Origin of the sequence: Litorimonas taeanensis (assembly GCF_003634015.1) — a bacterium.
Taxonomy (GTDB): Bacteria; Pseudomonadota; Alphaproteobacteria; order Caulobacterales; family Maricaulaceae; genus Litorimonas; species Litorimonas taeanensis.
Map to the genome: position 1 here is coordinate 434359 of NZ_RBII01000002.1, position 19946 is coordinate 454304.

A 19946-nucleotide genomic window follows, 5' to 3' on the forward strand; every position below is an offset into this window, starting at 1 on the left:
AAACAGTTTAATACGAAAGCTCTATGACTGAAATCGCGACATTACCTAGACTGACTTATAGCTTCGCGCGTTTGCAAGGCGTCTTAGTCGTTGCGGATGATGAAGGCTTGCCCCTTATTCTCCACCGCCCACAAGCCAGCCTTGAGGCGCTATTAGAGGCAAGGCGCGCCGTGGGGCACCCTTTGGCTAAACAAGAGGTCAGCCCCTCTGTATTTGAGGCCGCGCTTTCAAAAGCCTATGCACAAAGTGATTTATCGAGCGCCTCTGAAGACGCCATTGGCGGCGAAGACCTTTCGGCTTTGGCGGATGGGCTCCCTAAAACATCTGACCTGCTTGATAATTCTGATGACGCCCCTGTCATCCGCCTTATCAATGGGATTTTACAAGAAGCGATCCGGGCGCGGGCTTCGGATATTCATATAGAGCCCTATGAACAGCGCCTTTCGGTTCGCTTTCGGATTGATGGCACGCTGCAAGAACGGCTCAGCCTACCCGCGCGCCTTGCCGCCGTCTTGGTGAGCCGTGTCAAAGTTATGGCACAGCTCGACATTGCCCAGAAACGTGTCCCGCAAGATGGACGGTTCTCATTGAATTTGGGTCAACGCGCGATTGACGTCAGGGTATCCACCCTGCCTTCGCGCCATGGTGAACGCCTTGTGATGCGGATATTGGAAAAAGACAGCACACGCTTAGCCTTACCCGAACTGGGTATGGACGCGCCTATGCTGTCTGCCTTTGCCTCTGCACTCGCAAGGCCAAATGGCATTATCCTTGTGACGGGCCCAACAGGTTCTGGTAAGACAACGACACTCTACGGAGCGCTTTCGGATTTAAATGACGGGTCACGTAATATCCTCACGGTTGAAGACCCCGTAGAATATGCGCTGGACGGCATTGGACAAACGCAGGTCAACAGCTCGATTGGTATGAGCTTCGCCGCAGGACTTCGCGCAATTTTGCGCCAAGATCCTGACGTTGTGATGGTGGGGGAAATTCGCGACCCTGAAACAGCAGAAATCGCGGTGCAGGCCTCTTTGACAGGGCATCTTGTTTTATCAACCGTCCATACAAATTCTGCTATCGCCGCGATTGCACGGCTTCGTGACATGGGGGTTGAGCCGTTTTTATTGGCCAGCACCATAACGGCCTTGGTTGCACAGCGCCTTGTCCGAGAACTCTGCCCCAATTGCAAAGTCCCGCATCAGGCAACAACGGCTGAACTAGAAGAACTCGGACTGCCAAACAAGCCAACCACGATTTACGCTGCAAAAGGTTGCTCTGAGTGCCAAGACATTGGCTTCCGCGGACGCCTAGGCCTTTATGAAATGGTTGTTATGGACGACACATTACGCGCCATGATTCATGACGGAGCCTCAGAAGCAGACATGACGGCTCATGCCTTTAACAAACGCGAGACCTTATTGCAAAGTGGAGCGCAAGCCGTTCTAGCTGGGCAAACCACCCCCGAAGAAGTTCTCCGTGTCTGCAAAGCCAAAACGGCAGAGAGTATATAGACAATGGAGGCTTATGATTACGCCGCCATTGATGCAAAAGGCACGCGCCATCGCGGCACCGTTATGGCTAGCTCTTCGCGTGATGCACGGGATATGCTCAGGTCTCGCGCACTTACGCCTATTGATCTGAACCGAAGCCGTAAGAAATCTGCTAAAACCTCAGATGCCTCTAACAACCGCCTCTCAGGCCGTGTGAAATTAAAAGACCTTACGCGCGCAACGCGGCAACTGGCGATACTGATAAATGCCTCCACACCCGTCGAAGATGCCTTGCGCGTTACAGGCATGCAATTTGAAGGCTCTCCAATGCGGGATGTCTTATTATCCGTGCGATCACAAGTCATGGAGGGGTTAAAGCTCTCAGATGCTTTGCGTAGTCAACCCCAAGCTTTTGACGACCTTTACGTGGCTATGGTGGCATCTGGAGAAACGTCAGGTCGTCTCGCCTCTGTTTTAGAAAGGCTCGCCGATGACCTCGAAGCGGCGCAGGCTATTCGGCGTAAAATATTGGGCGCCACTATATACCCCATCGTCCTTAGCTGCGTTGCGATTGGCGTTATCACTCTGATGATGGTTTTCATTGTCCCTAAAGTGGTCACCCAATTTGATAGTTTCGGACAGGAACTGCCTAGCCTTACCAAGTTCACAATAGCCTTATCAGAAGCCTTTAAAAAATATGGCCTTTTGGCCGCAGGGCTTTTCACCGTTTTTATAATCGCGATGAAGTTCATTCTCGCCCGGCCTAAACCACGTTACATCTGGGATAGTTGGATATTAAAGCTACCGCTACTGGGCGCCATCAGCCGTGATTTAAATGCGGCGCGATTTTCGCGAACAATGGCGGGATTGATTAGCGCCGGCACGCCGGCTTTAACAGCGCTTGAAACCTCTCGTCACACCTTAAAAAATTCCGTCATGCGTGAAGCCATAATTGAGGCCGCAGCCCGTGTGCGCGAAGGGGCCCCCATAAGCCGGGCGATGGAAAAAACAAATGTGTTCCCGCGGCTTGTCACCCATATGGTCTCAGGCGGAGAAGCCAGTGGCGATACAGGTGAGATGTTTTCTCGGTCGGCTGATTATCTTGAAAATGAATTTGAAGCCAAAAGCTCTGTGTTTCTCACGCTCTTAGAGCCTCTCATTATCATTCTGCTAGCGGGTGTTGTATTGCTCATCGTAGCCGCTATTTTCTTGCCTATCTTACAATTAAACACGGCCGCCTTTTAGGAGATGCCAATGTCAATCACTGCCCCCAAAATCGAACAGAAAGAAAATGACAACGAAGCAGGCTTCACACTTGTTGAGGTCATGGTGACCCTTGTAATTATTGGGTTACTGACGACTGTTGTTGTGATGAATGTCTTGCCTGTACAAGATAAAGCCCTTGTCCAAAAAGCCCAAGGCGATATCAAGCAATTCGAGCTTGCCCTAGAGCAATATCGTTTAGACATGTTTGATTACCCTGAACAAACAGCCGGACTCAGCGCGCTCAAAACACGTCCTTCAGGCGCTGATGAAGCCCGTTATCGCCCAGGTGGATATATCAAAGTCTTAGAAAAAGATCCTTGGGGAAATGACTATGGGTATCGTTATCCCGGAGAATATGGTGTCGTGGATGTTTTCTCTTATGGCTCTGACGGCGAACCCGGAGGCGAAGGGACAGCCAAAGACATTACGAATTGGGTACAATAGCGTATTTCCCGTCCAAGACATTTATGCGGCGCCAAACGAAATCCGAAACTTTGACAAAAACCGATAAAGAATCGGGTTTTACGCTGGTTGAAATTCTGGCTGTCTTGGTCATTATTGGTCTTATATCGGGCATCGTGGCGTTTAATTTGCCTTCCCCGAAAACAGCCACGCAGACACAGGCCGAAACATTAACACGGCAATTAAATGCGTTATCACAAAACGGATTAATTAGCGGAGAGATCCAAGCTTTTGGCGTTTCCGAAAAAGGGTACTCCCTCTATCGTTATGATGGAGAGCGCTTCACAAGCGTAGCCACAATGGATTGGACAGAAAACGTCAAAATTGCTTTGCGGCGCAACGACACTAAAACAAAGGTGCCTGAAGAGATTAGCCCCCAGATCTTGTTTGAACCCACTCAAATCAGTACGCCCTTCATCCTTGATCTATCGGGGCCACGGGCGCGGTTTGAATTGCAATCAAAAGGCGATGGCCGCGTTGTTATGGTGAAAACCGAATGACGCCCCCCTTAAATCAAAGCGCGATTACAAACCCCACAGGCAAAGACAAAGGCTTCACCCTTGTTGAAGTCCTTGTGAGCCTTGTGATATTTTCTGTAGCCATTTTAGGGCTGACGCAGGCGGGCACTCAAACCGTTGCGACTTTGACTCAATTAGAACAAAAAACCTATGCCTCTATCATTGCTGATAACCAGTTGGCGCTCGCTAGGTTAAGAACGGGGCCACAAAGTTCACTGACCCTCAGCGGTGAAGCCGAAGCAGGCGGACGCGCTTTTGACTACCGCGTCATCCGAAAAGATACAGATGTTCCAAATTTCTTCGAGCTTGTCGTCACCGTTAACGCCGTGAACAGCCCTCAGATTTTAATTGAACGGCGCGCCTTTATCACAGCTGAAGCCTCATGAGAGCCATTCGTTATAATCAGGCAGGTCATAATCAGGCAGGCTTCACTCTGATTGAAATGCTTGTCAGCCTCTTTGTTTTCTCATTAGTCTCTGTCGGGACGATGACCGCTATGGGTAGTAGCCTTTCTATGAGAGATCGGGTCAACCAAGGCATGGATGCCTTGACGCAAATCCAAGCCTCTCGCGCTATAATTCGTGCCGATTTTGAACGGCTATCGGCGCGTAAACGCCGTGACATTCTAGGCAGTTTCGAGCCTTACGTCCTGACCACAGATACGGATGCCTTAATTAGCTTTACCCGGCTCGGCCGTGAAAACCCCGGTGGTCTTGAACCTCGAGGCGATGCAGAGCGTGTTGAATATATATTCGAAGACAACAAGCTCATCCGCCAAAGCTGGAGTTCCGCGAATCCCAATGTAACGGCTGAACCCAGAGAAACGGTTTTGTTCGAAAACCTTGAAACCGTGGAAGTGGAATTCCTCGCAAGCGACCTTATCCCCATCACGCGCCTCGCTATTCCAGTGGATAATACAGCCCCAATTCCCGGTGTTATAAGGTTCCGCCTGACCGACGATAAGAATGCGACCACAGATCATATCTTTGAGTTACGGTTATGATCCTGCGCCGGAAACATATTGATTCACAAGATACTGCCGATTCTGAATCAGGCGCCGTCTTGCTCACCACCCTTTTAATTATGGCGATAATGGCGGCCCTCGCTGTGGCATTAATGGATGATGTTCGGCTGGCCTTAAAGCGAACAGCCAATGTAAATGACTACGCCCAAGCCGATTGGTATGTGCGCGGCGCAGAAGATTATGTCGGTGATGTTTTGGGGGCATCATTACTCAATATTGAAGCAGAAAATAGAAACCAAGTTTTGACCTCTATGAACCCCTTAATTTTACCGCTTGAAGGCGGCGCTATGCAATTAGATATTCGTGACGGATCGCATTGTTTCAATCTTAACAGTTTAACGTCAGCCGAAAATGAAAGCGTGAATACGGTTGCCGCCAATCAATTCATTCAACTGATGGAAATTCTAGGCATCCCCCCCATTCAATCAACCGTTATCAGCGCACGTGTCATAGATTGGATTGATAGCGATAATCAAACCCAACCCGGCGGTGCAGAAGACGGGGATTATCTACGCCGAACACCTCCCATTTTAACGGCCAATACAGGGCTGGCATCGGTTATGGAACTTCGAGCCATCGAAGGCATTACAGCGGAAATATATGAAACTCTGCGCCCTTGGGTCTGTATCGGGCCGCCCCATGAGATCAGCCCCTTTAATGTTGATTCTGCGCAGCCTTGGCAGGCCCCATTACTGGCTACCTATTTAGGCGGTCAGGAACAATTGGCTCTTGCTCTGCAAATTTTACAAGAACGGCCGCCGCAAGGGTATGGAGATTTTGCGACCTTATCTGAAAGCCCTGCGCTCGCGGCTTTTGGCGATGACAAAGAAGACGCAATCGACTCTGACCTTTGGGCTGAAGATATTATTGTTTTCACCCCGCCAGCCCTTTGGGTTGAACTCTCCCTCGCTTATCGAAAGGTGCAACGCTCACGGAGCTTTAACTTTACAGGGCTGGACAATAACACCCTCCTTCTGACATATCGCGGGTGGGGCCGGGAAAGTTTCAGGCCTAATCTTGACCCCAATATTTTAGAAGCCGCCTCACTGGGGCAAACCACGAATACGGAAGAGAATTAATAATGCGGGACAGTCTTATTCTTATTCTACCGGTCAATTCTGAGTCGGCGCTGCATTGGGGGCATTGGGACGGCGAGTCTGTAATCGAAACAGGCCAGTGCGAGATGACAAATCTCAGTAAACTGGCACTGATGAATCTCCCCGCCGTCGCAATTATAGCGGGGCAAGACGTTCAGAGCTTTGTTCACGAAATTCCAAAAATGAACCGGCGTGATCGCCTCAGCGCCGTCTTGTTTTCGCTCGAAGATAATATTTCCTCTCCTTTAGATAACTTACATCTGGCATTGCGGGACGGCGAGCCACAAACTGTATCCATTATGGAGCGGAGCTATATAGAGCAGGCCGCGAGTTGGGCTTCTAAATCAGGGTTAAGCCTCAAACATCTCGCTGCAGATTACGATGCGCTTGCCCAAAGCGGGTTAGAGGCAATTGACCTCTCAGACCGCATTGTAATTCCCGGCGTGACCGGCCATGCCTTAGATCCTGATTGGTATAAGAGCGCTGCCTCGCAACTGGATAAGCCCAGCTTATTTGCCATTATTGGAAAGAACCTGTCTCAGACGACTAATCTGTTACAAGGTGACTATGCGCCAAAAAGCCAATTTAGCGGCCAGACAAAAACATGGTTACGTCTTGGGGCTTTGGCCGCTTGTCTAGGCCTAGCGTTTCTTTTCTATGAAGGTATGCAAGCCCGCGCCGTGAACGCCCAAGCTGTGAATGTACGAGGTGAAACTGCCGCCTTATATGCCAAAGTCACTGGCAAGCCAGCACCGTCAAACCCAGTGCGCGCCGTCGCACAAGCCAATAAAGCTGGAGGGCTAGCGCCCACCAACTTCCTTATGCTGAGTGATATAGCCTTTCGCGCTTTGGAGGAATTCAATGACGTGCGTATCGAACGCGTTACCTATCAAAACAGCCGAGATGAATTACAACTCCGCCTAATTTATCCAAGCTATGAACGCGCAGAAGAGGTCAGCCGTGCAATGCAAAAAGCAGGCGGAGCCTTTACCCCAGGCGGCGTAAGAGAACAAAGCGGACGCTTCATCGGAGAAGCGGTGTTAAAGCGAGGGGGCGCATCATAATGTTCGACACAGTTCAAACTTCCCTAGTCAATCTATGGCGCGATCGTGAACCGCGTGAGCAGGTTTTGTTAGCTGTTATGGGGGTTTTATTAGGCCTCTTTGTTTTATGGCAATTTATTCTAACGCCAATTTCTAACGCCCGTTCAGACGCCCAATCCGCCTTGATTACCGCAGAGCGTGATTATGTCGCCGTGGCCCGCGCTCTCCCGCAATTATCGGCGCCAACAACCTTATCGGGGCCGCAATTTACCCAAGCCGTTTTCATTGACGCGGCAAGGAAGCGCGGATTGAAACCGTCACGCATTCAGCCTGATGGAAATAACAATCTTTCGGTCTGGATCGACACCAAAGATACACTCGCGCTCTATGGGTTATTAAATGATATTATTACGCAAAATGGCGCTATCCTAGCCCGCGCCTCTATCACAGCTGGCGCTAATCAAAGTTTAAATGCCCAATTGACCTTTACCCTTACACCATAACTTAGGGTGCGCCTTAACTTAGAGTGCACCTGAACTTAGGGCGCGCCTGAACCTAGAGCGCGCGACATAGCCCCGTAAGTATTTTGCTGAGTTTAAAGGTTATTTGTTTCTAGAGAGAGCAACGCGCTTTTCCGCTCGACCCCGCCTGCATATCCCCCAAGTGAGCCATCTTTGGCGATTACGCGATGGCAGGGCACAATCAGTGCTAATCCATTTTTAGCATTAGAGCTAGCAACGGCGCGCACCGCTTTTTCATTTCCTACGGCCATAGCGAGCTGCGCATAGGAACGCGTTTCACCATAAGGAATTGCACAGAGTTGCGCCCAAGTTTGTTTTTGGAAATCCGTACCCGTTAGCACTAATGGCGTCTCAAACTGTTTCAGCTCGCCTTTAAAATACCGTTTAAGCTCATCCTCTATGTGTTCGGATATAACCGTTCGTCCGACAAGTATCGGACGATTGTGCAGACGGTGTAGTCGCTTAACTTGGGCCAGCATCTTCACGCGATTGGTGAATTCAAGCATATAGAGCGCGGTTTCATCGGCGATACTCACCATACGGCCCATTGGCGTTTCATGCCAAGCCACGCATAACGGATTTTGTTCATCAAATTTTATCCGGGCGGGGGCCTGCCCAAACATATCGCCAAAAGCGGCCCGAAACCCAGACGGACTATCGAAGCCTGCATCTAATTGTGCCATGATTACAGTTTCCCCTTGCGTCAAAGATTGCGCGGCCTGGCCAAGACGAACCCAGCGAATAAAGGCGCCTAATCCAAAGCCTGTATGGGCTTTAAATTGTCGTCTTAGGGTCGTCGGGGCAAGCCCCTTTTCTTCTAATGCTTTCGCGCTCCAATCGGCCTCTGGATTGGCATAAATTTCCTGCATCAAGCTTTCTAATGCTGCGCGCTGCCCCCCGAGGGGGTGACAGCGTTTACAGGGCCGATACCCCGCTTTCAATGCGAGAGCGGCCGTTTCATAGAACACGCAGTTCTTCCGTAAGGGCCGTCGTGCTGGGCAGCCTGGACGACAAAAAATACCTGTTGAAAGGACGGCCAGAATAAAGTTCAAACCCACGGCGCCTTTGCGGTCTTTTAATGCCTCATAGCGCATATCATCTGTGCGCAGATCATCTGTGCGCATATCATCTGTGTGAACGGTCATCATTTTACTAAACTAGCATAGATAGGAAATTTCATCGCCGAAAAACAACCATGACAAGCAATATTCCGTATTATGGCATTTGTTATCAGATAGGTTTTCTTGATGCAGTTGTCACACCGCCAACAGCCCTAACCTTCAGCCCCTTTGAAAGTTTACGCTCTATAAACCTTATCTTTCAACGCTCCATTGACCTATAATGTGTAATGACACCGCCATGGAGAGTGGTGCATGCTAAAGAAATTCTTAAAATCAAATTCGGGTAACATTTCCATTGTTACCGCCGTTGGAATGTCTACCATTTTGGTTGCAATTGGCGCCGCCTATGACTTCTCTGCGACCTCTAAACATAAACAGTCTTTGCAGGACATGGTAGATAATGCGACTCTGGCGGCGGCCAAATCTAAGCTTAGAAAAAAGTCTGAGCTGAAAGTTATCGTCGATAAAGTTATCGCACAACATAACACACAAAATTGGCCCATTACCTCTAGTATAGAACTCAAAAATGACGTTCTCTATGTCGAAGCCAATAGTGCTTATGACACTCTCATTATGGGTTTTATGGGCTATAAAGAGATTGATGTTGTCGCGAACGCCGCCTCGCCTCTGGCCATCGATACCCCCATCAATATCGCGCTTGTTCTAGACACAACAGATTCCATGACAGGTAGCAATATCAAAGACTTAAAATCCGCATCGCACGCCATGATTGAAGAATTTGAAGCCTTTGAGAGCAATATAAAAATTGCCGTTATTCCTTTTGGGAAATATGTGAATGTCGGGCTTAAGAATAAAGACGCAACATGGATTGATACCTCTAAGGACGGTACATTTACTGAACAAGAACATTGTTACGACGAGCAACGCACAATCAAAGAACCGGTTTGCACAGGTAATGGCACCTATACCACGCGGGATAATTATAGTGATGGCCGCTATACGGGCTCCACTACTTATGAAAATAAAACATGCGAGCCGGGCGTCTATGAACCGACTGGGAACCGCATATGCGAAATGCGTAGAACAGATTATACTTGGTATGGATGCGCTGGTTCCCGTGAAGCCCCGTATAATGAGCAGGCCCCTTATGCATCTCGCCGTATTCCGGGGATCATGAACCATAGTTGCGGCACAGAAATGATTCCGTTGACGGAAAATATGAAAGAAGTAGGCCGCACAATTGATGCTTTATCAACATCTGGTGAGACCTATTTACCCTCTGGTGTTATCTGGGGTTGGCGCGCCATGCAGAAAGATCTGCCATTCACCGAAATCGCAAAAGACGGAAAACGCCGGCTGCAATACGCGTCTAACGCTATGGTCATAATGACGGACGGCGAGAACACGCTTTCTCAAGGGCCTGGAGAATATCATAATTACCGCGATAGTGATGAGGCAGACAAACGAACCGCCACATTATGTGAAAAAGTCAAAGACGATGAAATCGAAGTCTTCACCGTGGGCTACCGCATGGGCAGTGGTCGGGGAAAAATGGAAACGCTTTTGAAAAACTGCGCCAGTAAGCCAGATAATTACTTCGATGCGAGTAATGCTGCAGAGCTTGAAAAGGCCTTTAAGGACATTGCTAACAGTCTCGATTTCACGCGCCTCTCGCAATAATAGCGGCCAAGTTATCCATAATGAATTTTCACAGCCTGCGCTGCGGCGCGGGCTTTATTTTTGGCGGCCTCTATTGTTTGGTCCTTCGCCACGGCTACGCCTAATCTTCGGCTCCCGTCTATGGCAGGTTTCCCGAACAATCTAATCTCTGTATCAGCTTCGCTCAAAGCCTTATCTAAGTTTGAAAAGCTAATATCTCTTGATTGGCCTTTGCCCATTATGACCGCAGACGCAGACGGACCTTTCTGCTCGATTTGAGGAATAGGCAGCCCCAATATAGCCCTTGCATGAAGGGCAAACTCAGACAGGTTCTGACTGATTAATGTCACGAGGCCCGTGTCATGTGGACGCGGAGACACTTCTGAGAAAATGACCTCATCGCCTTTTACAAAAAGCTCTACCCCAAAGACGCCATACCCGCCCAAAGCCTCCGTAATTTTCTCGGCCATCTTTTGGGCTCTGGCGAGCGCTTTTTCGGACATTGCTTGCGGTTGCCAACTTTCTCGATAATCGCCGTCTTCTTGTAAATGGCCTATGGGGGCACAAAAGGACGTTCCTTCCTTGTGGCGCACCGTCAACAAGGTTATTTCATAATCGAAATCTACAAAGCCCTCGATAATAATGCGAGAAGCCCCTGTCCGCCCTCCCGTTTGGGAATACTGCCAAACACGCGCCATATCATCCTCTGATTTGGCCATGCTTTGACCTTTTCCCGAGCTACTCATTACGGGTTTAACAATACACGGAAGACCTATTTCTTTCATAGCCGCGCGCATCTCCGCTTCACTTTGAGCAAAACGGTATTCTGATGTGACTAGACCCAATGTTTCTGCCGCTAGAGTACGAATCCCTTCTCTGTCCATCGTTATTTGCGTTGCCCGCGCCGTCGGAATAACCTGAAAGCCTTCGCCTTCTAGTTCCGCAAGACAATCCGTTGCTATCGCCTCAATTTCGGGAATAATCAGATCTGGGTGTTCAGCCTCTATTATGGCTCTGAGCGCCTCCCCCTTTGTCATATCAATAATATGGGCACGATGCGCGATTTGCATGGCAGGCGCATTCGCATATCGATCGACGGCAATAATTTCGACACCATAGCGTTGTAGTTCAATCGCCACTTCTTTTCCAAGTTCTCCTGACCCCAACAACATGACTTTCTTGGCGCCTTTGCATAAAGCTGTGCCTAATCCGACCATTGTAAATTCATCCTCTTAAGACCAAACGTGCTGCCTTTGCCGCTTCGCAACACTAAAGCTCTAATAGAACACGTCATTTCAACTTTACACCTAGGCTAATCTTCGCAAGTTTTAAACTATGGAACACCATATCGCCCAAAAACTTGAATCCATAGAATCTCTCGCAAGATTAATGGATAGCCGGTTCAAAATTCCAGGTACATCTTTGGGCCTCGGCATTGATACCCTGATAGGTATAATTCCTGGTATTGGTGATACGGTCAGTTTAGGTGTGGCGGCTTACATCGTACATCAAAGCGCCAAATTAGGCGTCAGTAAACCCAAACTTATACGAATGTCCCTCAATATTTTCATCGACTGGCTTATCGGCCTCATCCCTCTTATTGGGGACTTATTTGACTGGGGCTGGAAAGCCAATAACAAAAACGCGGCGATTTTAAGAGAGCATTTAGAAGGGCAAGATGCGCGCCCAATTACAGAAAAGACACACCTCTAGCGTTTTCCTTTGGCCTTTCTCAGCACGAAGGCTGCGCGCTTTTTAATATCATTGATGCGGTCGACAGTTGTCCCTTCTGGTCGGCGGATCACTGATGAATCTGAGGCCCGCTCTATAGATGACAAGAAGTCATCAAATGAGTCATAGCATAAACGCGCGGCGGCCTGCCCCTTATCCGTTAAAGAGATCATTTTACTACGACCATCGGCTTCATTTTCTACCGTGGTGACAAATCCGCCGCGAACTAAGATAATAAGAGAGCGGGTCACTGTCGATGGATCTTGCCTTAACTGATCTGCTAATTCTGATGCAGATATCGCCTCGCGTGATTGGCCAAGCCCCATGACCAAACGGACTTCGCGAAGTTTAAGATTATAAAGCGCCTTCACGGCTGGCACGACAACCAATTTCAGCACTTCAGTATAATCTTTACTGATTTGCTCAGCCAAAATCATTAGACTGTAGTCAGAGTTGTCCTCAGGATATTTCGAATTTGAAAATCGCACGTCTGCCCATATTGATTATTTTTGTTATTCTTTACTTATATCATCTCAACTAAACAACCATAACCTTAGGTTGGACGACGGGTTATAAGATGCGCCGATTATCGTAAATAGCTTTACTTTGCAGCCTCTCTCCCACGAAAGGGGAAGAATGACAGCAAACTCGCCTAAGCTGTGAATGTTACCCTCCGTATTTTGGAGTGTCTTAGGGGTAACCAATAACCGACACCTTTCCGCTTAATGAACACTTGTCGATTGAAGACTTAGAGCCCCATTTTCCTCATATGCCTTAGATTAAACTGTGACATCCGTTATATTTAGAAAGATTTTCTTCTGTATTCGTTTATACTATAGAAACACAACTACGGCGACTGCCGTCAAACGCCTTATTATAAAGACCCTAAGCCTATGACTCAGATTGTCTCACTTTTAATTATTGAAGATGATGACTTTGACTTTGAAATCATGAAGCAAACGCTTTCGACTATGGGTGTGTCTAACCCGCTCATTCGTGCCAAAAATGGTATTGAAGCTTTGAACCTCCTTCGCGGCGAAGACGGCCATGCTGCGCTCTCAAAGCCCTATTTGATTTTCTTAGACCTGAACATGCCCAGAATGGGCGGCATGGATGTCTTAAAAGAAATACGAGCCGATAAAGATTTAGAAAATTCGACAGTGTTTATTTTTACCTCTTCAGAAAGTGATGAGGATATTTTAAATGCCGATAAATATAATGTCGCTGGGTTTATTTTAAAATCCGACATTGAAGGCAGTTTACGGGAGGCCGTACAAAGTTTGGGTTTTTCGTGGTGTATCGTCGCAGATTAGACTTAACTATCGTGGTGCCTTCACCTTGCTTCCATATGGATTCGGCCATAGGGTGAGCTATGATTTCGATTTTGCTCATAGATGATGACGAAACTGAATATCATCTTATAAATCAGATGATGCAAGATTGTTATGGCGGAGCCTTCTCATTGCGCTATGCCAGATCCATCAAAGAAGCCACTGTAACGCTCAAAACACAGACTTTCGACATTATCTTGCTGGATAATAACTTACGAGACGGTCAAACGGCCAAAGACAATGTTCCAGCCTTGCGTGATATCGTTGATTCCGTGCCTCTTATCGTAATTTCAGGGGTTATTGATGCCGCCTATCTGAAAGATAAAACGATTTTGGACGTGTATGATGTTGTCGATAAATACCACCTAAGAGACAAAATCGCCCGCGGCTTATTAAGCGTTTCTGACGAAAACCCTTAAATACGATTAGGGGCTTTCACAGCTTGACCGTTCTTATGGTGCCGTCGTCTCAATTAAGGGCTTCGCGGCATGAATATTCCAGTATAGGATTGTCTTTTTTACGAACATTTGTTTCATGTCGCTGTAATTGCCATCGGCAATGGCTACTCGAACCATGGCTGTAATCACATCTAGCTTGTGCGGCAGAAACTTTATCTCTTTCAAAATTTCTAAAAGCACTGTGTCATACTCAAGACTATCAACCATTTCTATCAATGATGTCTTATTCAAACTAATCCAGTCTTGAATCATACGGTGGGTGACGACAAGCTTTGGGTCGATAACAATGGCCAGTTCCCGTAAAGCCTTTACATAGGCATCAACCGATTCCGGGACAACTTTCTTATCCGCAACGACGACAAGGCCTAAAAGCCGAAATAGATACTTCCAATGGGAAGGACCAAATTCTGTGCTGGGCTTTTTTGCGCGCACAATGTGTTTGTCTAAGTCTTTATCTAATATAAGAGTCATCTTCGGCCTCACAGAAGGAAAATATGACGAATTATTCTTAACAAATTCCAAATTTACATGGTTAATGCATATAGGGTACCCTGCCCCTCGCTTTTACAAGACTCTTTAAACCACCCAAAGTAGAAAATTAAAATCAAGCACTGTAAAATAGTGCATTTTAACAGTTTGTGAATACTAGATGACCCAAAATGAACCAATTAGTTAACGCAAATTAAGATATAGATTTTTGCTGAAAACCCCCATTATTGTGGATAATTTGACGTGATTCGCCAGGAGAAGAGGAATTTACCCACAACTACAAGGTTTATTCACAGAGTTATTCACAGAAAACATGCATGCGCCGTTCATGTTTAGCCCTTTACTAGAGAATGGACAGTCAAATGACCGTCGAAACAACTTTAGACGACGGCTATGGGAGTTGAATAATGATTAATGCGACGACTTTGTTACCTTTAAAGTCTTTGACAGCTGAGACATCAATTACCTTATTTAAAAGCAAACCCCGCACAGACATTAAAGAACTGATCGCGAGCATCTCAACAGATGGGCTTTTTAATCCTCTTATTGTTATAAAGAAAAAGAACAAATATGAAGTTCTCGACGGGAAAAAACGCCTACGTGCCCTCAAAGCGCTTGCTAAATCCCCACGGTTCACACGCGCTTTACACAAAATTCCTTGCGTCATAACAGAGGTCGACGCCTTACAAGTCGAGGCATTGCAACCATCACGGCCAAGCCTCATGCGCGAGGCAGAATTAGCTCACGCCGTTCTAAGTGACATCAATATGCATAAGCCATGGGATAAAATTGCAAAACGGTTTGATTGCGACATCAAACTCGTGAGCGATATATCAACACTTCCACGGTTGAACCCAAAAGTCTTAAAGTGCTTCAATGATGCAGCTATAAATTTGGATCAAGCCGCTGCTCTGGCCACCATTCCAAATCCAAAGGCGCAATGGGAGCTCTTGCTTCAACTCGGGCCTTTTGTGTCTAATTCTAAAATAATTGAGGCCATTAAATCAGGAGAGACTGTCATCGAACTTCCTGATGATAATATCTTGATTGTGCCTTCCCGTAATCCTGAACCTGATTCAAACTTTGGTAGATCCAATTCAGTGCTCCAAGATGAGGCTTTCACGCAACCTCTTGCAGCCTGACCCTTACCTTTTGAGGGCTTTCCCACCCCCCTCAAAAGGCCTTCTGCCGAACCCCTGCGTGTTGTAACTTCCCTTACATCTCAGCACGCAACCAAAAAGGCCGGAACACCCGAGTTCCGGCCTTATATTGTTTGGGGTTTGTACGACTGTTTCTTACGCGCTTGACTTCACCCACACCATGTCAAAGTCATCCCTCGAAATGAGACTATGATTCAGTGTAAATTTATGAGTGAGAGCACTCCCTGAAGCCATACTCTCTGAAGCCATATTACTTAGATATGAGGAGTTTGGCATGCCAACCTAGAGAGTATGAAGCCCTAAAGCGGCAAGCATTGCCAATATCACCGTTCCAAAAACGATGCAGGCAACAACCGCCCTTTGCTGTTTATCATAATCAGCATAGGGTGAATGCGGCATAGGGTGAGAGGGTTTCGAATATGTTATTCCAAACCTCTCACCCGACAGCGTATTGTTTTCTTGAGTCAAACCTAAGCCGACTTTGGCCCAATAAAGAACCATACGACCAGCCCTACAATTGGGAAGAGTAGAACAAATAACGTCCATAAAATCTTACTAAGGCCTGACGCGCCTGATCCTAAAATATTTAGGATGGCCCAAATCGCGACGACCAAATGAATTAAACCTAATAATCCTTCTAACATAAATCTCTCCGTGTTCTATTCATGCGCAATTATTCACGCATGAGGGGTGGTGTATTTTTATTGACACAGTGAACAACGGACGATTGCGGTTAGCGTTCCAAAATAAATAGGCCTCTTAACTCAGAGGCTTATGCGGAAGCTATCAATTAAATTAAATTAAATATTCAGGAACGCTTTATCCTCCGGGGAGTTTAATTTCTACAACAACACTAGAGAAGATATAACAATGTTTAAGTCCATAACCACAATGAGCCTTCTAATGGTTATAATCACCTTTTGTGTAACCAGTATTATACAAGGCGAGCAAAACTTAGCCTTTGCTGACAACCAACCATCCACCCCTGAACGCCTTGATGTCAAATTAGATGAAAGCGTGGAGTTTTCAGAGAGTTGCTCGCAAATCGATTTAGATATTTATTTCCACGATCAATATGTCACCATGCATTCAGCGGAAGCGATGAACGACACCGTGGAAAGAGCAAAAGACTGTAATGTAGAGACTATTCTTGTTACATTTATTGAGACGGCTGACGCACCAAATCCGGCTGTTAAAACTGAGTTAATGGCCTATCTGGAAGCCTTAGAGGTCGCGCATTTAACAGAAACTCATACGCTTCAAAGAGAAGAAGATACGCGCAGTTTAAATGGACATGCTGCGACGCTCTCTTTTGTCATGCCAGATCTCGTCGATATGGCAGAGGCAGGGCAGTCTTAAACGCTACCCTGCGCAAGGTCTATAAATCTTTAAGCTCTTCCAAGCACGCATCATAATCCGCGAGAACAGATTTGTGGCGCTCAACAAGACTCTGCCGAGCAGAGGCATCATTAAAGACATAAAGACGATTAGCCTCAATACTCTGACCACATAAAGCCGCATACCTGTCTGGGCTCATGCCATTTTCTATCAAGTCTTTAACAGCCATATAGGATGATGATGTTTTAAAACGCTCTCGGGTCTTGTCACCCATAGGGCTTTTATCTGCGGTATTGTGTATGTTGGACTGCACCCAAGTTGGGCAAAGACATGATACACCAATATTTACAGACTTTAATTCGTGAAATAACGCTTCTGAATAACCAACAACCCCAAATTTCGTTGCAAAATACGGTCCCATTCCCACGGTGGCGATATGGCCGGCCATAGAGGCCGTGTTCACGACATGCCCCCCTTCACCATGAGAAAGAATTAGCGGAATAAATATCTCGCAGCCATAAGCTACGCCCATCATATTGATGTCATTAATCCAGCGCCAATCTTGAGGATATATCTGACCGGGGCGCCCAGCAAGGCTTACCCCCGCATTATTCACGACGATATGTACCTTACCGAATTTCCGAATAGTTTCATCTGCGGCCGCTTTTATAGAATCATATTCGGCTACATCACACACAATATGAGCGATCGCATCACCGCCGCCCAATTCTTCGCGCGCGGCGAGCAACCCTTTTTCATCGATATCCGCCATCATGACTTTGGCGCCTTTTTCCAAAAACATCTTGCACAATGACAAACCAATGCCTGAGGCAGCGCCTGTCACAAAGGCGATCTTGTTATTCATATCTGTCATTTCACAATCCTATAGTTCAAGTGTAGCTCTTTATTCCACGAGCGATGTTTTGCAAAAGAAGTCAATAGTCGTTATTAAATGCAAACAATGCAGGTCTGCGTTTCAACATATTTTACAGTTCTTTAAACTCAATATGGGAACATAAAGCCTCGGGATTCATTATCTCCATATGGACGACTTAATGAAAATATTTTTAGCAGAAGACGAAGCCATTATTGCGCTTAGCCTCCAGATGGACCTCGAAGACATGGGTGCCGAAGTAGTCGGCCCTTTTCTGTCTCTTGAAGCCTGCATGAAATCAATAGACAAAGTGAAATTCGATGCCGCTATATTGGACATCGATTTGAATGGCCGTGAAGTTTTTCCTATCGCTAAGAAAATGGCGGCGCAAAACATCCCATTTGTGTTCCATACGGGACGAAGACATGCTGAAACTGTCTCTAAAAAGTTTCCAAAAGCAAAAGTGTTCACAAAACCTAGTTCGCCAAAGCGCATGTATATGGCCTTACAGGAAATGACGGGCTAAACTCGAATTTCCTATTTGCCCTGTGCCTGAGAGCACAGTACACCTTAGCCTCTTGATGAAGGCTTTTTTATGCGGTTACTTTCCACCTTATTTCTCGGAACAATACTGAGCAGTGGGCTTGTCGCCTGCTCTAACACATCGAAAGCCCCGCCAGCTCAAGACCCAATAGAATTAATTTCTCAAACGCCCGCCTTGGCCTCAGGTATGGTGGCGGCGGCAAATCCGCTAGCCACCCAAGCTGGTATAGAGATATTAAATGCCGGCGGGTCAGCCATTGATGCGGCTATTGCCGTTCAGACAGTTTTAGGCCTTGTAGAGCCCCAAAGTTCAGGCCTGGGCGGAGGCGCGTTTATGGTCGTTTATGATCCTGAAACGGCCAAGGTCTGGAATTATAACGGGCGGGAAACGGCCCCTAGCAATATTACAGATGAACTCTTTCTTGATCCCAATACGGGGGCCCCATTACGTTACTTTGAAGGTATTGCCTCTGGGCGTTCGACTGGTGTGCCTGGCGCGATGGTTATGCTGCACAAAGCCTATGAAGATTACGGAAAACTGCCTTGGGGCGAGCAAATGGAGCCAGCCATTCAATTAGCCGAAGAGGGTTTCAAAGTAAGCCCTCGGATGGCTAGTCTTGTCAAACGCATGAGCGGCTATGTCCTTGCAAATGATACAGAGGCCAGAGATTATTTTTTCCTAGAGGACGGTAAACCCATAACCGAGGGTTTCGTTCGAGATAACAAACCTTATGCCGAGACCCTTTACGCTCTGCAGGAAAATCCGCGTGCGCTTGTCGAAGGCCCTATAGCGGAAGCCATCATTGCTAAGACACAAGCACCCCCCCTAGCAGGCACGCTTACATTAGAAGACATGGCCGCTTATCAAGCACAAAAAACCGAGGCCGTTTGCAGCCAGTATCGTGATCATATTTTATGCGGCGCGCAGCCCCCAGCCTCTGGCCCCATAGCGGTTATGTCTATTCTTGGGGTGTTGGAAAACTACGACATGAAGGCACTAGGGCCATCAGCAGATGGCTGGCATGTTTTTGCTGAAGCCTCTGCGCTCTCTTATGCTGACCGCGATAAATATGTGGCTGACCCCGATTTTGTCGAAGTTCCTACTAAAGCCATGCTGAACAAGGATTACTTGAAAAGCCGCGCCGCCCTTATCCAAACGCAAACTGCCCTAACCGATATTCAGGCTGGAAACCCTGTCGATTTTATACGAGGCCAAGATGCCACGCCCGACAGCCCAGGGACCTCTCATTTTACAATTGTTGATAAAACGGGTCTTACTGTTTCTATGACAACAACCGTTGAAGCGCCCTTTGGCAGCCAACGCATGACCCATGGTTTTATGCTCAACAACCAACTGACTGATTTCTCGTTCCGGCCTGTTGATGCCGCCGGAAAGCCGATTGCCAATGCGCCCGCACCGCGAAAACGCCCACGTAGTTCTATGGCGCCAATGATAGTCTTTAATCCGCAAGGTGAGTTCTTATTTACGACAGGATCTCCGGGAGGAAATTCAATTATTGCTTATACGGCCAAATCAATTGTCGGAATGATAGATTGGGGCCTGACACCGCAAGACGCTATTGAGCTCCCCAATGTGATTTCTCGCAATGGACGCGTCCGACTCGAATCGCAGGATCTCAAGTCGGAAGAGACAGACGAAATTGACCGCGGCGCTGGTGCGGTCGAATTCGGATTGCCGAATGACATCGTCAGCGCACTCGAAGAAAAGGGTCATCAAGTCGTACGGTCTAAGGGCGAGATTTCAGGCTTGCACATTATTTACCGTCAAGCCGATGGAACATTAATTGGGGGCGCGGACCCTAGGCGTGAAGGCATCGCTCTTCCCGCCGAATAACA

Annotated in this window: 24 protein-coding genes; 17 read left to right on the plus strand and 7 right to left on the minus strand. The window is 47.3% G+C overall.

What is annotated here, in order from left to right:
* Window positions 1-23: 23 nt before the first annotated feature.
* The 9 genes from gspE to gspM are packed head-to-tail and all read left to right on the plus strand — an operon-like array spanning window position 24 to window position 7406.
* Window positions 24-1514 carry a type II secretion system ATPase GspE gene (gene gspE, locus DES40_RS09970; protein ID WP_121101517.1) on the plus strand — a complete coding sequence of 497 codons (1491 nt, stop codon included), beginning with the start codon at window positions 24-26 and terminating at the stop codon, window positions 1512-1514.
* Between the two features lie 3 nt (window positions 1515-1517).
* Window positions 1518-2738: a type II secretion system inner membrane protein GspF gene (gene gspF / locus DES40_RS09975; protein ID WP_121101520.1), complete on the plus strand. Its 1221-nt coding sequence runs from the start codon at window positions 1518-1520 to the stop codon at window positions 2736-2738.
* A gap of 9 nt (window positions 2739-2747) precedes the next feature.
* Window positions 2748-3203, plus strand: a complete 456-nt coding sequence (gspG, locus tag DES40_RS09980; protein ID WP_121101523.1) for a type II secretion system major pseudopilin GspG — start codon at window positions 2748-2750, stop codon at window positions 3201-3203.
* A 23-nt stretch (window positions 3204-3226) separates the two neighbouring features.
* The gene (locus tag DES40_RS09985; protein WP_121101526.1) at window positions 3227-3721 is read left to right on the plus strand and encodes a prepilin-type N-terminal cleavage/methylation domain-containing protein; all 495 of its coding nucleotides are present in this window, start codon (window positions 3227-3229) and stop codon (window positions 3719-3721) included.
* The gene (gene gspI / locus DES40_RS09990) at window positions 3718-4125 is read left to right on the plus strand and encodes a type II secretion system minor pseudopilin GspI (RefSeq protein WP_121101529.1); all 408 of its coding nucleotides are present in this window, start codon (window positions 3718-3720) and stop codon (window positions 4123-4125) included. The genes DES40_RS09985 and gspI overlap by 4 nt, the downstream gene beginning before the upstream one ends.
* Window positions 4122-4742: a type II secretion system minor pseudopilin GspJ gene (gene gspJ / locus DES40_RS09995; protein ID WP_121101532.1), complete on the plus strand. Its 621-nt coding sequence runs from the start codon at window positions 4122-4124 to the stop codon at window positions 4740-4742. The genes gspI and gspJ overlap by 4 nt, the downstream gene beginning before the upstream one ends.
* Window positions 4739-5842, plus strand: a complete 1104-nt coding sequence (gspK, locus tag DES40_RS10000; RefSeq protein WP_121101535.1) for a type II secretion system minor pseudopilin GspK — start codon at window positions 4739-4741, stop codon at window positions 5840-5842. Before gspJ ends, gspK begins: the two co-directional genes overlap by 4 nt.
* A gap of 2 nt (window positions 5843-5844) precedes the next feature.
* Window positions 5845-6924 carry a type II secretion system protein GspL gene (gspL, locus tag DES40_RS10005; protein ID WP_121101538.1) on the plus strand — a complete coding sequence of 360 codons (1080 nt, stop codon included), beginning with the start codon at window positions 5845-5847 and terminating at the stop codon, window positions 6922-6924.
* Window positions 6924-7406 (plus strand): type II secretion system protein GspM, encoded by a 483-nt coding sequence (gspM, locus tag DES40_RS10010; RefSeq protein ID WP_121101541.1) that lies wholly within the window; start codon window positions 6924-6926, stop codon window positions 7404-7406. Before gspL ends, gspM begins: the two co-directional genes overlap by 1 nt.
* A 92-nt stretch (window positions 7407-7498) precedes the next feature.
* Here gspM and DES40_RS10015 read toward each other — a convergent pair whose 3' ends face one another.
* Window positions 7499-8572 (minus strand): bifunctional transcriptional activator/DNA repair enzyme AdaA, encoded by a 1074-nt coding sequence (locus DES40_RS10015; protein ID WP_121101545.1) that lies wholly within the window; start codon window positions 8570-8572, stop codon window positions 7499-7501.
* 225 nt (window positions 8573-8797) lie between these two features.
* Between DES40_RS10015 and DES40_RS10020 the strand changes: the two genes are divergently transcribed.
* Window positions 8798-10186, plus strand: coding sequence for a TadE/TadG family type IV pilus assembly protein (locus DES40_RS10020; protein ID WP_121101548.1), 1389 nt, complete (start codon window positions 8798-8800; stop codon window positions 10184-10186).
* A gap of 11 nt (window positions 10187-10197) precedes the next feature.
* Here the strand turns inward: DES40_RS10020 and purT are convergent, their stop codons facing one another.
* Complete coding sequence (gene purT, locus DES40_RS10025) at window positions 10198-11382, minus strand: formate-dependent phosphoribosylglycinamide formyltransferase (RefSeq protein ID WP_121101551.1); 1185 nt, start codon at window positions 11380-11382, stop codon at window positions 10198-10200.
* 118 nt (window positions 11383-11500) lie between these two features.
* Between purT and DES40_RS10030 the strand changes: the two genes are divergently transcribed.
* Window positions 11501-11878 carry a DUF4112 domain-containing protein gene (locus DES40_RS10030; RefSeq protein WP_121101554.1) on the plus strand — a complete coding sequence of 126 codons (378 nt, stop codon included), beginning with the start codon at window positions 11501-11503 and terminating at the stop codon, window positions 11876-11878.
* Here the strand turns inward: DES40_RS10030 and DES40_RS10035 are convergent.
* Entirely contained in the window at window positions 11875-12384 is a 510-nt protein-coding gene (locus tag DES40_RS10035) for a MarR family winged helix-turn-helix transcriptional regulator (protein WP_147405893.1), read from the minus strand. The two genes, DES40_RS10030 and DES40_RS10035, sit on opposite strands and share 4 nt — an antisense overlap.
* Window positions 12385-12789: 405 nt before the next feature.
* Here DES40_RS10035 and DES40_RS10040 point away from each other — a divergent pair, with 405 nt between their 5' ends.
* Together DES40_RS10040 and DES40_RS10045 are read left to right on the plus strand one after the other, a co-directional pair.
* Entirely contained in the window at window positions 12790-13209 is a 420-nt protein-coding gene (locus tag DES40_RS10040) for a response regulator (RefSeq protein WP_121101560.1), read from the plus strand.
* Window positions 13210-13268: 59 nt separating this feature from the next.
* On the plus strand, window positions 13269-13646 hold the full coding sequence (locus DES40_RS10045; RefSeq protein ID WP_121101563.1) for a response regulator: 378 nt from the start codon (window positions 13269-13271) through the stop codon (window positions 13644-13646).
* A 33-nt stretch (window positions 13647-13679) separates the two neighbouring features.
* On the opposite strand, the gene DES40_RS10050 is transcribed toward DES40_RS10045, so the two are convergent.
* On the minus strand, window positions 13680-14156 hold the full coding sequence (locus DES40_RS10050) for a hypothetical protein (protein ID WP_121101566.1): 477 nt from the start codon (window positions 14154-14156) through the stop codon (window positions 13680-13682).
* 425 nt (window positions 14157-14581) lie between these two features.
* On the opposite strand from DES40_RS10050, the gene DES40_RS10055 reads away from it, so the two are divergent.
* On the plus strand, window positions 14582-15316 hold the full coding sequence (locus DES40_RS10055) for a ParB/RepB/Spo0J family partition protein (protein WP_121101569.1): 735 nt from the start codon (window positions 14582-14584) through the stop codon (window positions 15314-15316).
* 300 nt (window positions 15317-15616) lie between these two features.
* On the opposite strand, the gene DES40_RS13235 is transcribed toward DES40_RS10055, so the two are convergent.
* Both DES40_RS13235 and DES40_RS10060 read right to left on the minus strand, forming a co-directional pair.
* Window positions 15617-15835, minus strand: a complete 219-nt coding sequence (locus DES40_RS13235) for a hypothetical protein (protein ID WP_170144956.1) — start codon at window positions 15833-15835, stop codon at window positions 15617-15619.
* Entirely contained in the window at window positions 15805-15978 is a 174-nt protein-coding gene (locus tag DES40_RS10060; RefSeq protein ID WP_121101572.1) for a PLDc N-terminal domain-containing protein, read from the minus strand. The genes DES40_RS13235 and DES40_RS10060 overlap by 31 nt, the downstream gene beginning before the upstream one ends.
* Before the next feature lie 259 nt (window positions 15979-16237).
* On the opposite strand from DES40_RS10060, the gene DES40_RS10065 reads away from it, so the two are divergent.
* A complete protein-coding gene (locus DES40_RS10065) occupies window positions 16238-16693 on the plus strand; it encodes a hypothetical protein (RefSeq protein WP_121101575.1) in 456 nt (151 codons plus the stop codon).
* A 19-nt stretch (window positions 16694-16712) separates the two neighbouring features.
* Here the strand turns inward: DES40_RS10065 and DES40_RS10070 are convergent, their stop codons facing one another.
* Window positions 16713-17546, minus strand: a complete 834-nt coding sequence (locus DES40_RS10070) for an SDR family NAD(P)-dependent oxidoreductase (RefSeq protein WP_121101578.1) — start codon at window positions 17544-17546, stop codon at window positions 16713-16715.
* A 181-nt stretch (window positions 17547-17727) separates the two neighbouring features.
* On the opposite strand from DES40_RS10070, the gene DES40_RS10075 reads away from it, so the two are divergent.
* The gene (locus DES40_RS10075; protein WP_170144957.1) at window positions 17728-18072 is read left to right on the plus strand and encodes a response regulator; all 345 of its coding nucleotides are present in this window, start codon (window positions 17728-17730) and stop codon (window positions 18070-18072) included.
* Window positions 18073-18141: 69 nt separating this feature from the next.
* Window positions 18142-19944: a gamma-glutamyltransferase gene (gene ggt, locus DES40_RS10080; RefSeq protein ID WP_121101584.1), complete on the plus strand. Its 1803-nt coding sequence runs from the start codon at window positions 18142-18144 to the stop codon at window positions 19942-19944.
* The last annotated feature ends 2 nt before the right edge of the window (window positions 19945-19946 follow it).

Excerpts from the sequence above, each read along its gene's own strand:
- gspI (WP_121101529.1), top strand. The coding sequence starts at position 3,718 with ATGACGCCCCCCTTAAATCAAAGCGCGATTACAAACCCCACAGGCAAA.
- DES40_RS10045 (WP_121101563.1), top strand. The coding sequence starts at position 13,269 with ATGATTTCGATTTTGCTCATAGATGATGACGAAACTGAATATCATCTT.
- DES40_RS10060 (WP_121101572.1), bottom strand. The coding sequence starts at position 15,978 with ATGTTAGAAGGATTATTAGGTTTAATTCATTTGGTCGTCGCGATTTGG.
- gspF (WP_121101520.1), top strand. The coding sequence starts at position 1,518 with ATGGAGGCTTATGATTACGCCGCCATTGATGCAAAAGGCACGCGCCAT.
- gspK (WP_121101535.1), top strand. The coding sequence starts at position 4,739 with ATGATCCTGCGCCGGAAACATATTGATTCACAAGATACTGCCGATTCT.
- DES40_RS10020 (WP_121101548.1), top strand. The coding sequence starts at position 8,798 with ATGCTAAAGAAATTCTTAAAATCAAATTCGGGTAACATTTCCATTGTT.
- DES40_RS10015 (WP_121101545.1), bottom strand. The coding sequence starts at position 8,572 with ATGATGACCGTTCACACAGATGATATGCGCACAGATGATCTGCGCACA.
- DES40_RS10075 (WP_170144957.1), top strand. The coding sequence starts at position 17,728 with ATGAAAATATTTTTAGCAGAAGACGAAGCCATTATTGCGCTTAGCCTC.
- DES40_RS10040 (WP_121101560.1), top strand. The coding sequence starts at position 12,790 with ATGACTCAGATTGTCTCACTTTTAATTATTGAAGATGATGACTTTGAC.
- DES40_RS10030 (WP_121101554.1), top strand. The coding sequence starts at position 11,501 with ATGGAACACCATATCGCCCAAAAACTTGAATCCATAGAATCTCTCGCA.
- gspJ (WP_121101532.1), top strand. The coding sequence starts at position 4,122 with ATGAGAGCCATTCGTTATAATCAGGCAGGTCATAATCAGGCAGGCTTC.
- gspM (WP_121101541.1), top strand. The coding sequence starts at position 6,924 with ATGTTCGACACAGTTCAAACTTCCCTAGTCAATCTATGGCGCGATCGT.
- gspG (WP_121101523.1), top strand. The coding sequence starts at position 2,748 with ATGTCAATCACTGCCCCCAAAATCGAACAGAAAGAAAATGACAACGAA.
- DES40_RS13235 (WP_170144956.1), bottom strand. The coding sequence starts at position 15,835 with ATGGTTCTTTATTGGGCCAAAGTCGGCTTAGGTTTGACTCAAGAAAAC.
- gspE (WP_121101517.1), top strand. The coding sequence starts at position 24 with ATGACTGAAATCGCGACATTACCTAGACTGACTTATAGCTTCGCGCGT.
- DES40_RS09985 (WP_121101526.1), top strand. The coding sequence starts at position 3,227 with ATGCGGCGCCAAACGAAATCCGAAACTTTGACAAAAACCGATAAAGAA.
- DES40_RS10070 (WP_121101578.1), bottom strand. The coding sequence starts at position 17,546 with ATGACAGATATGAATAACAAGATCGCCTTTGTGACAGGCGCTGCCTCA.
- DES40_RS10050 (WP_121101566.1), bottom strand. The coding sequence starts at position 14,156 with ATGACTCTTATATTAGATAAAGACTTAGACAAACACATTGTGCGCGCA.
- DES40_RS10065 (WP_121101575.1), top strand. The coding sequence starts at position 16,238 with ATGGTTATAATCACCTTTTGTGTAACCAGTATTATACAAGGCGAGCAA.
- gspL (WP_121101538.1), top strand. The coding sequence starts at position 5,845 with ATGCGGGACAGTCTTATTCTTATTCTACCGGTCAATTCTGAGTCGGCG.
- DES40_RS10055 (WP_121101569.1), top strand. The coding sequence starts at position 14,582 with ATGATTAATGCGACGACTTTGTTACCTTTAAAGTCTTTGACAGCTGAG.
- ggt (WP_121101584.1), top strand. The coding sequence starts at position 18,142 with ATGCGGTTACTTTCCACCTTATTTCTCGGAACAATACTGAGCAGTGGG.
- purT (WP_121101551.1), bottom strand. The coding sequence starts at position 11,382 with ATGGTCGGATTAGGCACAGCTTTATGCAAAGGCGCCAAGAAAGTCATG.